Below are 14,298 nucleotides of genomic sequence, written 5' to 3' on the forward strand. Positions count from 1 at the left end.
GCTTAAAAGGATTTACGCCATGGAAAATGAGGGTTCGGAATGAAAAAAGCACTGATCTCGATTTGCATTTTGGTCATCGTGATAGCCGGATTTGCGGCAGAGACTTATTGGAAAGCACGGAAACCGTATCATGAAGCATACAACAAAGCGGTCGCTGTTGCCAAAAGCGAAGCCGGCATCCGGGCTGCCGATGCATTTTATCTTTACAATGGCAAAAGCACCTATTATGTTGTCGTGGGGAAAGGAAAAGGCGGGAAGAAAAAAGCGGTTTGGATCCCTGAAAAGAAACCGAAACGTGTGACCGTCCTAGACTTGAATACCGGCATCTCAAAACAGGATGCAGTGAAACAAGTGGTGCAGAAAAGGCAGCCGGATAAAATTTTATCTGTGCGGCTCGGCATGGAAAGCCAGGTTCCCATTTGGGAAGTTGCTTATATAAAAGGAAACAGCCTCGGCTATGATGAGGTTCCTTTTTTAAAAAAATCCAATTGATCCGTTTGGAGAGGTGAATCGTATGAAACTGGCATCAAGGGTAAGTGCATTAACGCCGTCATCCACGTTGGCGATTACGGCAAAGGCAAAAGCAATGAAGGCGCAAGGCATCGATGTGATCGGCCTTGGCGCAGGTGAACCCGATTTTAATACACCGAGGGAGATTATCGAAGCCGCGTATCAGTCGATGCTAGACGGCCAGACGAAGTATACCCCGGCCGGCGGAATGGCATCGCTGAAAGAGGCCGTCATTGAAAAATTCCAAAAAGACCAGGGGCTTGGCTTTAAAGCAAATGAAATCATCATTACCAACGGTGCAAAACACGCCTTGTATACATTGTTTCAGGTGCTGCTCGACCAGGGCGATGAAGTGATCATTCCGTCTCCTTACTGGGTAAGCTATCCCGAGCAGGTAAAGCTTGCAGAAGGCGTCCCGGTCTTTGTAGAAGGCAAAGAAGAAAACCAGTATAAAATAACGCCAGAGCAGCTGGAAGCGGCCATATCGCCGCGGACAAAAGCGTTTGTACTCAACTCTCCCGGCAATCCGACCGGCATGATGTATACAAGGGAAGAACTTGAAAAACTCGGTGAAGTCTGCCTGAAACACGATATTTTGATCGTGTCGGACGAAATTTACGAAAAATTGGTGTACGGCGGCAGCCGGCATGTCTCGATCGCCACCATTTCACCGGAACTGAAAGCACAGACGGTGATCATTAACGGCGTCTCAAAATCCCATTCCATGACCGGCTGGCGGATCGGCTATGCGGCCGGAAACGGGGATATCATCAAAGCGATGACAAATCTTGCCAGCCATTCGACTTCCAATCCGGCAACGCCTTCCCAGTTCGCGGCACTCGCCGCATATAGCGGGGATGAACGCACCGTGGAAGAGATGCGCCAGGCTTTCGAGGCACGGCTCAATGCTGTTTTTAACCAGCTGATTGAAATTGACGGGATTACCTGCATCAAACCGCAAGGCGCTTTTTATTTATTCCCGAATGTGAAAGAAGCCGCAAAGCTGACTGGGTTTCAAACGGTTGACGCATTTGTGGAGGCTTTGCTCGAGGAAGCGCGCGTTGCCGTCGTCCCGGGTTCCGGTTTCGGCGCGGAAAACAATATCCGGCTTTCTTATGCCACTTCTTTGGAAAATCTCGAAGAAGCGCTCAAGCGGATCAAACAGTTCGTGGAAACACGGAAAAAAGCATGAAACTTTGGCTTGTTTCCTTTTTCCGCCTTTGTTTAGTATAATGGATTTCGGTACATATGGGAGACAAGCCGGAAATTGTTTTGGAGGGAAATACCGTGAAAATCACCATTTCAGAAGTACACCAGCATATCGGGGAGGAAGTGACGATCGGGGTCTGGCTGAACAACAAACGTTCAAGCGGCAAAATTGCTTTTCTCGAGCTGCGTGACGGGACAGGCTTTATCCAGGGGGTTGTCGTAAAAAACGAAGCCGGGGAAGAGGTCTTTCAAACGGCGAAATCGATGAGCCAGGAAACTTCTTTTTACGTTACCGGAACAGTCCGGGAAGATGCCCGCTCCCCGTTCGGCTACGAGCTCCAGGTGACCGGCATTCAGATCATTCATGAAGCCGTAGATTACCCGATCACACCAAAAGCGCACGGGACCGAATTTTTAATGGACCACAGGCATCTATGGCTCCGTTCCCGCCGCCAGCACGCCGTCATGAAAATCCGGAACGAAATCATCCGGGCGACGTATGAGTTTTTCAATACGCACGGGTTTACGAAAATCGACCCGCCGATTCTAACCGGCAGTGCGCCGGAAGGAACGACCGAGCTGTTCCATACGAAATACTTTGACGAAGAGGCCTATCTATCACAAAGTGGGCAGCTTTACATGGAAGCGGCAGCAATGGCATTCGGGAAAGTATTTTCTTTCGGCCCGACGTTCCGCGCCGAAAAATCGAAAACGCGCCGCCATTTGATCGAGTTTTGGATGATCGAGCCGGAAATGGCTTTTTATGAACATGAAGACAGCCTGAAAGTACAGGAACAGTATGTCTCTTATATCGTCCGGTCCGTTTTGGAAAATTGCAAACTCGACCTGCACCGGCTTGGCCGCGATACTTCAAAGCTTGAACAAGTGTCGGCGCCGTTTCCGCGGATTACGTATGATGACGCAATTGAATTGCTCCATGAAAAAGGATTTGATGATATCAAGTGGGGCGAAGATTTTGGTGCGCCGCATGAAACCGCGATTGCCGAAAGTTTCGACAAGCCGGTGTTCATTACGCATTATCCGGCTGCAATCAAACCGTTTTACATGCAGCCGGATGCTAAGCGCCCGGAAGTCGTGCTGTGCGCCGATTTGATTGCGCCGGAAGGGTACGGGGAAATCATCGGCGGCAGCGAGCGGATCAATGACTATGATTTGTTGCTGAAACGGATCAAGGATTTCAATCTGTCGGAAGAAGCTTACAAATGGTATCTTGATTTACGAAAATACGGTTCTGTTCCGCATTCCGGCTTCGGGCTGGGCCTTGAGCGGACGGTTGCCTGGATTTCGGGCGTTGAGCATGTGCGCGAAACGATTCCGTTCCCGAGGCTTTTAAACCGGATCTATCCGTAATATCGAGTAGGAGGCTAATCATTATTTGATTAGCCGACCTCTCACACCACCGTGCGTACGGTTCCGTACACGGCGGTTCTAAAGTTTACGACCGTACAGACAGATAGTAATCCAGAAAACTTATATACCTTGCTCTTCGGAAGAGTTCGTTTGTAAGGGTTCTAGCTAAGATATGGCTGCCGGAGATTCTCCAGTAGCCTTTTCTTGTGTTAGCCCATTCCCACGCCTTTCTTTTATTGATCCCTAATTTCTTGAGCCAATAAAATCTTGTGCGTACTCTCTTCCATCTTTTCCAAGTTACCATTCGCATTCTTCTTCGTGTCCATTGGTCCAGTCTGGTTACCAGACTTTTCATATCCGCTAGCTTGTAGTAATTTACCCATCCTCGGACAGTGTCGTTTAGCCTTTTCTTTCTTTCCTCTACGCTTAATCCGTTGCTTCTTCCTGTGATTCTGCGAATTTTCTCCTTTAATTTTTGAACACCCTTCGGGTGTACCCGGAATTTGCATTTTCCTTCATAAAGGTAAAATCCATAACTCAGGAACTTGATGTTTCTAATATGTGTGATCATCGTCTTCTCTCGGTTCACTTTGAGTCGCAATTTCTTCTCAATGAATGGGAGAATGTTATGGTATGTTCTTTCGCAGCTTCTTCGGCTTTTACAGAATATGATCACATCATCAGCGTAACGGACAAATCGGTGATTTCTTGCTTCCATTTCTTTATCCAATTCGTTTAACATTACATTGGCAAGAAGCGGACTTAGTGGTCCTCCTTGTGGAACACCGAAATCATTTGTTGTCCTTATTCCTTTGATCATAACACCTGCATTTAGGAATTTATGGATTAAGGAGATTACACGTCCGTCGTGAATTGTTTCACTCAATATCTGGATAAGCTTACTATGGTTTACCGTGTCAAAGTACTGTTCTAAGTCCAGGTCTACTACATACTGGTATCCTTCATTTACATTCTTTTGGCACTTGAGAAGTGCCTGATGTGTACTTCTATGTGGTCGGAAACCATAGCTATTGTCTGAGAACTTTCTTTCATATATAGGGACTAGGACCTGCGAAATGGCTTGTTGGATGACTCGGTCTACTACCGTTGGTATTCCAAGTTTCCTTGTTTTCCCGTTGTCTTTTGGAATTTCTACCCTTCTAACGGGTTGGGGCTTGTATGTCCCATTTCGAATGGAGAGGACGAGTTCCCTCTGATGTTCAGTTAGGTATGCCAAAAGTTCACCTGTTTTCATTCCATCGACACCGCCCTCACCTTTGTTTTTCTTTACCTTTTTATAGGCACGGTGCAGGTTATTACTTGAAAGGATTCGTTCGAGCATCCATTCGTTCTGTCTGTTGGTGTTAGTGGTGTTGTTTTCAGTTATCCTCTTGAAACTATGCCCTCTGCCATATCCTTCCTGTTCCGCAGTATCTTTTTGACAGCAGGTTTCTTCCTGTTTTCTGCATTTGTTCGTTTCTTCGGTAACTTTCATTGACTTCCACTTCCTTTAGTTCAGCCCTTCCTTCGATGCTCCAGGCATCTCCGTACTATGGCTTCTGCTGACTTCTCACGGCAAATCTTGTTTCAACCAGGTTTCATACTCTGTTTCCACCTGTCCGTGAGACCTCCCGTGGTAAGGTGATTTGCTTTCATTCCATGTACCCGCACCATTTACGTTTCCACATCCGGATAGCTTTTGGGCTTTGACTTGTTCAGCAGCCTTACCCTGTGAGAGTACGCCTAATGATGTTCGTGTTCCTCGGGTCAGAATTTTGCCTCCAGCTTCCTTCAGATTCCATCTCACGATGGACACCCTTGCTCTTGGCTAATGGTTGGTCGCTACCTACCCCCATAGCGGACTTACACCGCCTAGCGAATCGCCATGCACGGCGCACTGAAAAAACGGCTGCATTGACGGTGTGCAGCCGTTTTTCTTTTCAGATGTTTTTTTCAATTCCCTTGCCGTTTTTAAACTGCTATACTTACATTGAGGTGTCCAACATGGATAAAGATCTTTTGCTTGCCTGGTGGGAAGAAGGGATATTGACCGTCCCCCAGCTCTTATTGAAAAAATACAAACAGCTTGGCCTGAATGAAACGGAACTTGTGCTTTTGCTGCAAGTTTATTCTTTTTTAAAAGAGGGAAATGCGTTTCCGACGCCTGAAGATCTGGCAGGCAGGCTTACCATTCCGGAAAGTATGTGCGTTTCGATTTTGCGGCGTCTAATCCAGCATCAGTTTTTGTCCATTGAAGAAGGGGAAGGGGAAGGTGGCATCCTGTATGAAAAATATTCGATCATGCCGCTGTGGGCGAAACTCGCCGATGAATTTATCTATGAGAAAAAACAGGACGAGCTTGAAAAAAGCGTAAACGAAGAAACCGATTTATACACCACGTTTGAACAGGAGTTTGGCAGGCCGCTGTCGCCGCTCGAATGCGAAACATTGGCGATGTGGATTGACCAGGACGGGCAATCCCCTGATCTGATCAAAGCCGCCCTGCGCGAAGCCGTCATCTCCGGCAAACTGAATTTCCGCTACATAGACCGCATTTTGTTTGAATGGAAAAAGAACGGAATCCGGACGGTGGATGAAGCACGTGAATATGGAAGGAATTTCCGTAAATCGTCAAAACCGCAAACAGAAAAACCGAAAACGACCAATCCGGTGCCGTTTTATAACTGGCTCGAACAATAAAGGTGACAATAATAATTTTATGTAAACTAGTTACAGGAGTTTGAGAAATGCTGACAAAAAAACAAATCCGGCATTGCCTTGAGACAATGGGGGAAATGTTTCCGGATGCCCGCTGTGAATTGAATCATTCAAATCCTTTTGAGCTGCTGATCGCGGTAACATTATCCGCCCAGTGCACCGATGCGCTCGTCAATAAAGTGACAAAAAATCTGTTTCAAAAGTATAAAACGCCGGATGATTATATTGCCGTGCCGCTTGAAGAACTGCAGCAGGACATCCGGTCGATCGGCCTATACCGCAACAAAGCAAAAAACATCCAAAAACTTTGTCGGATGCTCATCGAGGAATACGGGCGGGAAGTGCCGCAAACACGTGAAGAACTAATGAAACTGCCCGGCGTCGGCAGAAAAACGGCAAACGTTGTCCTGTCGGTTGCTTTTGGCATTCCGGCCATTGCTGTCGATACCCATGTGGAGAGAGTAAGCAAACGGCTCGGTTTTTGCCGCTACAAAGACAGTGTATTGGAAGTGGAACAAACCTTAATGAAAAAAGTGCCGAAAGAAGAATGGTCGATCACGCACCACCGGATGATCTTCTTCGGCCGCTACCATTGTAAGGCCCAGCGCCCGCAATGTGAAATCTGCCCGCTTCTTGACCTGTGCAGGGAAGGGAAGAAACGGATGAAGCAGAAAGAGAACAAGAAATAACAATACAAAAAGCATGGAGAACTGATTCTCCATGCTTTTTTGGGTGCGCCGTGCATGGCGATTCGCTAGGCGGTGAAAGTCCGCTATGGGGGTAGGTAGCGACCAACCATTAGCCAAGAGCAAGGGTGTCCATCGTGAGATGGAATCCGAAGGAAGCTGGAGGCAAAATTCTGACCCGAGGAACACGAACATCATTAGGCGTACTCTCACAGGGTGAGGCTGCCAAACAAGTCGAAGCCCAAAAGCTATCCGGATGTGGAAACGTAAATGGTGCGGGTACATGGAACGAAAGTGAATCACCTTACCACGGGAGGTCTCACGGACAGGTGGAAACAGAGTATGAAACCTGGTTGAAACAAGATTTGCCGTGAGAAGTCAGCAGAAGCCATAGTACGGAGATGCCTGGGGCATCGAAGGAAGGGCTGAACTAAAGGAAGTGGAAGTCAATGAAAGTTACCGAAGAAACGAACAAATGCAGAAAACAGGAAGAAACCTGCTGTCAAAAAGATACTGCGGAACAGGAAGAATATGACAGAGGGCATAGTTTCAAGAGGATAACCGAAAACAACACCACTAACACCAACAGACAGAACGAATGGATGCTTGAACGAATCCTTTCAAGTAATAACCTGCACCGTGCCTATAAAAAGGTAAAGAAAAACAAAGGTGCGGGCGGTGTCGATGGAATGAAAACAGGTGAACTTTTGGCATACCTAACTGAACACCAGAGGGAACTCGTCCTCTCCATTCGAAATGGGACATACAAGCCCCAACCCGTTAGAAGGGTAGAAATACCAAAAGACAACGGGAAAACAAGGAAACTTGGAATACCAACGGTAGTGGACCGAGTCATCCAACAAGCCATTTCGCAGGTCCTAGTCCCTATATATGAAAGAAAGTTTTCAGACAATAGCTATGGTTTCCGACCACATAGAAGTACACATCAGGCACTTCTCAAGTGCCAAAAGAATGTAAATGAAGGATACCAGTATGTAGTAGATCTGGACTTAGAACAGTACTTTGACACGGTAAACCATAGTAAGCTTATCCAGATATTGAGTGAAACAATTCACGACGGACGTGTAATCTCCTTAATCCATAAATTCCTAAATGCAGGTGTTATGATCAAAGGGGTAAGGACAACAAATGATTTCGGTGTTCCACAAGGAGGACCACTAAGTCCGCTTCTTGCCAATGTAATGTTAAACGAATTGGATAAAGAAATGGAAGCAAGAAATCACCGATTTGTCCGTTACGCTGATGATGTGATCATATTCTGCAAAAGCCGAAGAAGCTGTGAAAGAACATACCATAACATTCTCCCATTCATTGAGAAGAAATTGCGACTCAAAGTGAACCGAGAGAAGACGATGATCACACATATTAGAAACATCAAATTCCTAAGTTATGGATTCTACCTTTATGAAGGAAAATGCAAATTCCGGGTACACCCGAAGGGTGTTCAAAAATTAAAGGAGAAAATTCGCACAATCACAGGAAGGAGCAACGGATTAAGCATAGAGGAAAGAAAGAAAAGGCTAAATGACACTGTCCGAGGATGGGTAAATTACTACAAGCTAGCGGATATGAAAAGTCTGGTAACCAGACTGGACCAATGGACACGAAGAAGAATGCGAATGGTAACTTGGAAAAGATGGAAGAGAGTACGCACAAGATTTTATTGGCTCAAGAAATTAGGGATCAATAAAAGAAAGGCGTGGGAATGGGCTAACACAAGAAAAGGCTACTGGAGAATCTCCGGCAGCCATATCTTAGCCAGAACCCTTACAAACGAACTCTTTCGAAGAGCAAGGTATATAAGTTTTCTGGATTATTATCTGTCTGTACGGTCGTAAACTTTAGAACCGCCGTGTACGGAACCGTACGCACGGTGGTGTGAGAGGTCGGCTAATCAAATAATGATTAGCCTCCTACTCGATTGCGAACCGGCGGGAGCACAGGAAGCCATCAATCACGTGCTTTTTTATTCAGAACCGGTATTGTTATTTGCGGACGTGTTGCCCGAACTGTTTTCGCCTTTATTGGAACTGTTCCCGCCGTTCGTATTGATCCCTTGGTTTCCGTTTGAACCGCTGTTTCCCTTGCCATGAGTGCCTGCTCCATTGTTTGCCGGTCTGTCATTTCCGCTTGAAGGGCCAGTGCCTGAACTGTTTCCTGGACCGTTGTTGTTATCTTTGTTGCTGTTGCCGTTTCCGCTGTTTTCCGAGCCGGTGCCGTTTGAATTGCCGCTGTTTGTTCCCTTGTCTGAGCCGGTGTTGTCTTTGTTTTCGCCGGACTGATTGGTGTCAGTGCCGGTATTGCTATTCGTATTTGAATTGTTTGCATCCGGTTGTTTTTGGGCATTGTCTTCCGGTTGCTTGTTTTGGTTATCATCCGCCTTCGTGTCCGTGCTATCCCCCGGAACCGTTACACTGGCGGATGCCGCTTTGCTTTTCACGCCATTTACCGTGGCGGTGACATTGAAGACATACGTTGCGCCCGCTTTCGGATTGGCAACGGTGATCGATTTTCCTGAAGTCGAACCGAATGACGCCGCGCTGCCGTTTATTGTGCCGGAGACGTTAAAGGTTGCACCTGATCCTTCATAATCCCAGGTAACCGTAATTTTTTTGCTGTTTGCATCATACGCTGCGTGAACATTTGCCGGCGCATCCTGGGTAACGGATTTTTTATCAATCGCTGTATCGATATGGCCGCGGATATACAATTCGCTTCCCATTCTGACGACACTTTTTGGCATCGTAAAGTCAGGCGTTTCTTTGCCTTCCGATACATAGCGCATCAAGTGGCGGTAAATTTGCTGCGCAACCGTTTGATACGGCCTTGTGACGCCATATTTTTTGCCTTTCTCGCTTTCGTATCCGGTCCATACAGCTAACGAATATCTTGTCGTGTAGCCCGCAAACCAGGAATCCCGCACAGAAGAACTCAAAATCCCGTATTTTGCCAGCTCATCTTTATCAAAATTCGTTGTGCCCGTTTTACCGGCGGCAGGCAATCCTGGAATATGGGCGGTTGTCCCGGTACCTTTTGTCAGCACATCTTTCAGCACGTCCGTAATCATATAAGCCGTAAAATCACTCATGGCGATTTTGGACTGGACATGCGGTTTGATTTCCGTGACCCCGTCACGCAGGACAATTTTCCGGATGGCATGCGGCTTGTTGTATATGCCTTCATTGCCGAATGCGGCGTAAGCGGAAGCCATCTGCAACGGTGAAACTTGCACCCCTCCGCCGATGGATGAAGATTCAACGATTTCTTTGCTGTTTAAATCAAGGCCGAGTTTTTTTGCAAAACGGATGGCCCTTTCCTTTCCAACTTCTTTATATGTTTCATAGGCAGGAATATTCCGTGATAAATACAGTGCCTTGCGCATGCTCATCTTGCCAAGGAACCGGTTATCCCAGTCATTAATCGGCGTTCCGTCCGAATAAGTGGTTGCGACATCGTTCAATTGGTGCCCGGTTGACCAGTGCAAGTACTCAATCGCCGGCCCGTAGTCAAGAATCGGTTTGATCGTTGATCCCGGCGAACGCTTCGTATCAACGGCATAGTTGAAGCCGCGGTCAAGTTTCATATTGCGCCCGCCGCCGAGCGCACGGATTTCGCCTGTTTTCGTATCGATCAGGGCAATGCCGGCCTGCATTTTTTTATCCGGATAATTGATGATCGAATTGGTGTTTAAGATTTTTTCCGTATATTGCTGTGCGGAAGAATCCAGGGTTGTATAAATGGTTAAACCATCGGCATACACATTATAGTTCCCGAGTTTCTGCACTTCCTTAATGACTTCATTGACAAAGGCAGGATATTTGTTCGCGTTTGTATTCCGCTCTTTTTCTTTGACCAGTCCGGCCGAAACCGGGGTGGCCTGCGCTTTTTCCATTTCTGCCTTTGTAATTTTATTGTTTTTGTACATCATTGACAGGACAATGTCCCTTCTTTTCTTCGTCAGATCCGGATGGTCAAACGGATTATAATTATTCGGGCTTTGCGGCATGCCGGCCAGTACGGCAATTTCCGGCAGTGATAATTTGCTTAAAGATTTGCCATAATAATGTTCAGCGGCTGTCTCAAAGCCGAAGACACCGTCTGACATATAGACTTTATTGACATACATTTCAAGGATTTCATGCTTTGTATATTTCCGCTCAAGCTGGATCGCTAGCCACGCTTCCTGGGCCTTCCGCTTTAATGTTTTTTCGTTTTTATTATTTAATGCCATGGAAACGACCTGCTGGGTGAGGGTGCTCGCCCCCTCGGATCCGAACCCTTTGGTAAAGTTTGCGACCACCGCACCCCCGAGCCGAATCGGGTCGATCCCGTGGTGATGATAGAACCGTGCGTCTTCCGTCGAAAGAATCGCGTTTTCCATCTGTTTTGGAAGCTCTTCATAATCAATATATTTCCGGTTCTGTGCCCCGAGCGTTGCGACTGTTTTGTTGCTTTTATCCTTAATCACCGATGGAATCGGGTCGGATAACTGCTTCTTCGTCAGTTTTGGGGAGCTGCTTGCGTAATACGCAAAAGTGCTGATTCCCGCAATGACTCCGGCCAGCCCGACAAGAAAGCAGACAAGAATGAGCCGATTTATAAATGTTAAAAATTTGTTTTTCGGTTTTTTCCTCTTCTTTTTATGTTGATTTGCCTGCATTTGTTTCCGGCGTTCTTCGCGGGATTGGTATTTTTCTGCCATGCTCAGCATTCCTTTCTTCTAAATCTGAAAAAGCCGATTTAGATTCAAAACATATTGTTGCCGGATCCGTCAATCATCCGGCCGGGCAACAACTATAAAGCATACAATTGTTTTAAAACGGCGATGTAATCAATTCTCGGCCGGTATCCAACCGGTATAGGGTGCCCGTTTTCTTCAATTTCTTCTTTTTTTATCGATTTTCTCCCTCCGGCAAGCATTCTATCCCAATAAAAAAATAAATGGCGGGATTCCAGCAAAAAAATTTCTTCTTCCTTCGCAAAACGGAGAATGACAAAGCAAATTCCGCCTTGCGCCACCACCTGTTTCATATGGCTGATTTGATGCTCATGGAAGTTATGAAGCGGAAAAGAAGTATGGTTTTGCGTTTCCTTTGCTTCAAAGTCTATATATTTACCGTTCATCACCCCGTTGTAATCGGTTGTGGACGGCTGTTTAAAATAGGCTTCTTTAATGACGGCTGTGCTCCGTGACTGATAATCGACCTGGACAATCTGGATCGGGGTCGGTTTTTTATGGATAACGGCAATGCCTTCCTGCAAATAATAAGCATTGGTTTCATTCAGATCCTCTTCCAGTGTCATCCCGCGGTTGCCGTATAAAATTTGGTTCGCATTTTTCCGTCCGGCTTTGTTTTTTTTCCCTTTATACTTTTTTCCGTTTGGATAACGCAATTCCATGTTCCCTCACCTCATAAGCTAAATTATATCATAGCAGAACAGACAAAGAATATGTAATAAAAAAAACAGTCTTTCGGCCCCTTTTGCGCCGGCGGGGGACAAGGAACCGGCCTGCCCGGTTTTTTTCGCTAAAAACAGGCAAAACAAAAAGCAAGGAAACATTTCCTTGCTTTTTGCTTTCATTAGGTGGAAGGGCGGTCAGGGCCGTTCAGCTTCTTATCTCCTTTTGCCAAAGACCCTTTCTGTTCCCGTGCTTTTTTCTGTTGTTGTGCTTTGTTGTCATTCGTTTTCATGGAAACCCACCTCCTGAAATTGGTGTCACCGGATTTTCCGGCATATTTATTGTTTGCAGTTCCGCCTTTTGCATACATGCCGGCACGAAAGTTGGCGCAGCCGGGAAAAATGCGCCCAAAATGGAGGCACGCTGTCGAAAGAAAACGCAAAATGAAGAAACCCGTTTTCTTTGCCGAATTGCTTCTAGTTTTGTCAGGCATGAAGGGACCGGGCCGCCTGGCAGAGAATGAATAGGCATGATGAAATTCAAGGGGGAAAACAAATGATACCGAAAGCCGCATTTTTAAACGGGCTGGAAAAAATGGAAGAGGCACTCGAAAATATTGGGACAGAGATCCGGCATAAGGCGGAGAAGGAAGCAAGAAAGCAGTCGATAAAGCAGTGGTACCATTTGAAAAAAGCAGAAATGAAGCTGGATCATTTGGAAAAAAGGGCGGAAGCATTCAGAAAAACATACAGGGCGGAAAGCTTGCGGATTGATGAAAACAAAAAAACTTCCTAAAATGAAAGAAGTCTCCCGTAAAAAAACCCGGCGAAGGGAGAATATCCGGTTAGAAGGGTGAACAGAAATGGAAGAAGGGCAATTACAAGCGTTAAACGAGCAGCTGATTGCGTACACGCTTGAGCTTTACGACCTGTACCAGGAAGTAAAGGAAACAGGGGTGGAAAAGGATTTTTTCAGCGAAGTCAAGCCTTTTTGCGATACGTTGCAGGATGCCATTGACAGGTGGCTCCCGGCCGCAAAAGCATGGGTGGAAGCCCGGAGGCCGGCGCATCTTTTTCCGTCCCAGCTTGAACATACGGCCGAAAATTTGCAAATGGTTGCGGTGCGTGCTTTTTACCCGTCATCGAGCCGCAAAATGATGCTCGACCATTTTCAGTCGGTGAAATATATTCTCCAATGCTTGCAGGAAGCATTGGAGAAATCGTAAAGGATATGGACACATCACCAATTGCCAGATGCCACATACATTATTGGTGAAGCAGGCAGGAGGCGATGGCAATGCGCGTTTTTCAAGATCCTTACAGCAGCCGGCGCACAAGAAACATAGGACGGTATCCTGTAATGCCGGGGGCCGGTCCGTATTACCCGCAATTTCCATATCCCGGGCAGCATTCCCCGCATGTTTATGGATACCCCCCAGCGCCGTATCCGTACGGCCAGCATCCGGGCGGGTACGGTCAGGCCTGGCATATGCACGGACAAAGCGGCCAGCATGCCGGGGAAGAAGCTGCCATGCATTTGTTCGGAAACCCGCTCGAGGCAGCTGAAAAGCCAAACACCCAGCACGGTGCGGCAGGGTTCGGCCATCCGTACCCGCATCAGCCTGTTCCGCCAAAGCCGCCGCAAATGGGGGGATCTTTTTTGAATTCCTTCAAATCCCAGGATGGCTCCATTGATTTTAATAAAATGGTCAATACTGCCGGACAGATGATCAATGCGATTAATCAAGTATCATCGATGGTCAAAGGGCTCGGGGGCCTGTTTACAAAATAGGCTTCCGGGCCGTTTTGCTTAAAAAAGGGACAAAAAACGGAAAAAACCGGGACGCTCCCGGCCTCTTATTCAATCCTCAGCTTTTTTTTCTTTCCTTTCGGCATCAAAATCACAAGCAGCCCGTTTTCAAATTTTGCCTGAATCTGATCCCCGTCCACCAGTGGCGGCAGGGGCACCGTCCGGCTTATCCGGCGGAATGCGCTTTTCTTTTCGTAAGCTTTTTTCGTTTCATCCAAACTTGAAACGGCTTCCTCATGCCTGGCGCTAATGGTGAGATATTGATCATAAACTTCAATCTCAATCTGGCCTTTTTCATACCCGGGCAGTTTGGCTGTCAGTACATAAGCTTCATCTTTTTCTTCAAGGCGGACCGGGATCGTATCAAAAGAAAAAAATTCATCGAGATTCTCAAAAAAATGTTTGACCGGTTTTTCCTGAAAAAATTGGTCCATCGCTTGCATCAGCCCGTAAAAAGGATGCTTTTCATCCGGGCCGGATAAATTGGACATCGGCAGGCTCCTTTCTTATTGATGATAAAGAAAATGAATGGTTGCACAGCACTCTTTCGCTGTATAATATGAAAACCAAGCG

Annotated in this window: 14 protein-coding genes; 9 read left to right on the forward strand and 5 right to left on the reverse strand. The window is 46.6% G+C overall.

Translation table 11 applies throughout. The annotated features are described in order from the left end of the window. Nucleotides 1-39: 39 nt before the first annotated feature. The 3 genes from BCOA_RS32560 (at nucleotide 40) to asnS (ending at nucleotide 3,090) form a co-directional block, all read left to right on the forward strand. On the forward strand, nucleotides 40-492 hold the full coding sequence (locus BCOA_RS32560; protein WP_014098186.1) for a cell wall elongation regulator TseB-like domain-containing protein: 453 nt from the start codon (nucleotides 40-42) through the stop codon (nucleotides 490-492). A 22-nt stretch (nucleotides 493-514) separates the two neighbouring features. Further along, nucleotides 515-1,702, forward strand: coding sequence for a pyridoxal phosphate-dependent aminotransferase (locus tag BCOA_RS32565; protein WP_014098187.1), 1,188 nt, complete (start codon nucleotides 515-517; stop codon nucleotides 1,700-1,702). A gap of 95 nt (nucleotides 1,703-1,797) precedes the next feature. Beyond that, a complete protein-coding gene (gene asnS / locus BCOA_RS32570; protein ID WP_026683352.1) occupies nucleotides 1,798-3,090 on the forward strand; it encodes an asparagine--tRNA ligase in 1,293 nt (430 codons plus the stop codon). An 85-nt stretch (nucleotides 3,091-3,175) separates the two neighbouring features. Here the strand turns inward: asnS and ltrA (BCOA_RS32575) are convergent, their stop codons facing one another. Next, a complete protein-coding gene (gene ltrA / locus BCOA_RS32575; RefSeq protein ID WP_014098189.1) occupies nucleotides 3,176-4,585 on the reverse strand; it encodes a group II intron reverse transcriptase/maturase in 1,410 nt (469 codons plus the stop codon). A gap of 509 nt (nucleotides 4,586-5,094) precedes the next feature. Here ltrA (BCOA_RS32575) and BCOA_RS32585 point away from each other — a divergent pair. The 3 genes from BCOA_RS32585 to ltrA (BCOA_RS32600) all read left to right on the forward strand — a co-directional run bounded on the left by BCOA_RS32585 (nucleotide 5,095) and on the right by ltrA (BCOA_RS32600) (nucleotide 8,353). Further along, the gene (locus BCOA_RS32585) at nucleotides 5,095-5,790 is read left to right on the forward strand and encodes a DnaD domain-containing protein (protein ID WP_014098190.1); all 696 of its coding nucleotides are present in this window, start codon (nucleotides 5,095-5,097) and stop codon (nucleotides 5,788-5,790) included. A 47-nt stretch (nucleotides 5,791-5,837) separates the two neighbouring features. Next, entirely contained in the window at nucleotides 5,838-6,497 is a 660-nt protein-coding gene (gene nth, locus BCOA_RS32590; RefSeq protein WP_014098191.1) for an endonuclease III, read from the forward strand. Nucleotides 6,498-6,943: 446 nt separating this feature from the next. Further along, nucleotides 6,944-8,353, forward strand: coding sequence for a group II intron reverse transcriptase/maturase (ltrA, locus tag BCOA_RS32600; protein ID WP_014098192.1), 1,410 nt, complete (start codon nucleotides 6,944-6,946; stop codon nucleotides 8,351-8,353). A gap of 128 nt (nucleotides 8,354-8,481) precedes the next feature. On the opposite strand, the gene BCOA_RS32605 is transcribed toward ltrA (BCOA_RS32600), so the two are convergent. The 3 genes from BCOA_RS32605 to BCOA_RS35485 form a co-directional block, all read right to left on the reverse strand. Continuing rightward, nucleotides 8,482-11,217: a PBP1A family penicillin-binding protein gene (locus BCOA_RS32605; protein ID WP_014098193.1), complete on the reverse strand. Its 2,736-nt coding sequence runs from the start codon at nucleotides 11,215-11,217 to the stop codon at nucleotides 8,482-8,484. A 92-nt stretch (nucleotides 11,218-11,309) separates the two neighbouring features. Continuing rightward, on the reverse strand, nucleotides 11,310-11,915 hold the full coding sequence (recU, locus tag BCOA_RS32610) for a Holliday junction resolvase RecU (RefSeq protein WP_014098194.1): 606 nt from the start codon (nucleotides 11,913-11,915) through the stop codon (nucleotides 11,310-11,312). A gap of 182 nt (nucleotides 11,916-12,097) precedes the next feature. Next, nucleotides 12,098-12,208 carry a hypothetical protein gene (locus BCOA_RS35485; protein ID WP_014098195.1) on the reverse strand — a complete coding sequence of 37 codons (111 nt, stop codon included), beginning with the start codon at nucleotides 12,206-12,208 and terminating at the stop codon, nucleotides 12,098-12,100. Between the two features lie 263 nt (nucleotides 12,209-12,471). On the opposite strand from BCOA_RS35485, the gene BCOA_RS32620 reads away from it, so the two are divergent. The 3 genes from BCOA_RS32620 to BCOA_RS32630 all read left to right on the forward strand — a co-directional run bounded on the left by BCOA_RS32620 (nucleotide 12,472) and on the right by BCOA_RS32630 (nucleotide 13,707). Beyond that, nucleotides 12,472-12,711 (forward strand): hypothetical protein, encoded by a 240-nt coding sequence (locus BCOA_RS32620; RefSeq protein WP_014098196.1) that lies wholly within the window; start codon nucleotides 12,472-12,474, stop codon nucleotides 12,709-12,711. A gap of 67 nt (nucleotides 12,712-12,778) precedes the next feature. Further along, nucleotides 12,779-13,141, forward strand: coding sequence for a YppE family protein (locus BCOA_RS32625; protein ID WP_014098197.1), 363 nt, complete (start codon nucleotides 12,779-12,781; stop codon nucleotides 13,139-13,141). A gap of 71 nt (nucleotides 13,142-13,212) precedes the next feature. Further along, a complete protein-coding gene (locus BCOA_RS32630; protein WP_014098198.1) occupies nucleotides 13,213-13,707 on the forward strand; it encodes a YppG family protein in 495 nt (164 codons plus the stop codon). Nucleotides 13,708-13,772: 65 nt separating this feature from the next. Here the strand turns inward: BCOA_RS32630 and BCOA_RS32635 are convergent, their stop codons facing one another. Then, nucleotides 13,773-14,216, reverse strand: coding sequence for an Hsp20/alpha crystallin family protein (locus tag BCOA_RS32635; protein WP_014098199.1), 444 nt, complete (start codon nucleotides 14,214-14,216; stop codon nucleotides 13,773-13,775). Nucleotides 14,217-14,298 lie beyond the last annotated feature (82 nt).

Source organism: Heyndrickxia coagulans 36D1, assembly GCF_000169195.2.
GTDB classification, from domain to species: domain Bacteria; phylum Bacillota; class Bacilli; order Bacillales; family Bacillaceae_C; genus Weizmannia; species Weizmannia faecalis.

Bases quoted from the DNA above. Each gene is read 5' to 3' on its own strand.
- BCOA_RS32630 (WP_014098198.1), top strand. From the start codon at position 13,213: ATGCGCGTTTTTCAAGATCCTTACAGCAGCCGGCGCACAAGAAACATA.
- ltrA (WP_014098189.1), bottom strand. From the start codon at position 4,585: ATGAAAGTTACCGAAGAAACGAACAAATGCAGAAAACAGGAAGAAACC.
- BCOA_RS35485 (WP_014098195.1), bottom strand. From the start codon at position 12,208: ATGAAAACGAATGACAACAAAGCACAACAACAGAAAAAAGCACGGGAA.
- nth (WP_014098191.1), top strand. From the start codon at position 5,838: ATGCTGACAAAAAAACAAATCCGGCATTGCCTTGAGACAATGGGGGAA.
- BCOA_RS32625 (WP_014098197.1), top strand. From the start codon at position 12,779: ATGGAAGAAGGGCAATTACAAGCGTTAAACGAGCAGCTGATTGCGTAC.
- BCOA_RS32620 (WP_014098196.1), top strand. From the start codon at position 12,472: ATGATACCGAAAGCCGCATTTTTAAACGGGCTGGAAAAAATGGAAGAG.
- BCOA_RS32605 (WP_014098193.1), bottom strand. From the start codon at position 11,217: ATGGCAGAAAAATACCAATCCCGCGAAGAACGCCGGAAACAAATGCAG.
- BCOA_RS32560 (WP_014098186.1), top strand. From the start codon at position 40: ATGAAAAAAGCACTGATCTCGATTTGCATTTTGGTCATCGTGATAGCC.
- recU (WP_014098194.1), bottom strand. From the start codon at position 11,915: ATGGAATTGCGTTATCCAAACGGAAAAAAGTATAAAGGGAAAAAAAAC.
- ltrA (WP_014098192.1), top strand. From the start codon at position 6,944: ATGAAAGTTACCGAAGAAACGAACAAATGCAGAAAACAGGAAGAAACC.
- BCOA_RS32585 (WP_014098190.1), top strand. From the start codon at position 5,095: ATGGATAAAGATCTTTTGCTTGCCTGGTGGGAAGAAGGGATATTGACC.
- BCOA_RS32635 (WP_014098199.1), bottom strand. From the start codon at position 14,216: ATGTCCAATTTATCCGGCCCGGATGAAAAGCATCCTTTTTACGGGCTG.
- BCOA_RS32565 (WP_014098187.1), top strand. From the start codon at position 515: ATGAAACTGGCATCAAGGGTAAGTGCATTAACGCCGTCATCCACGTTG.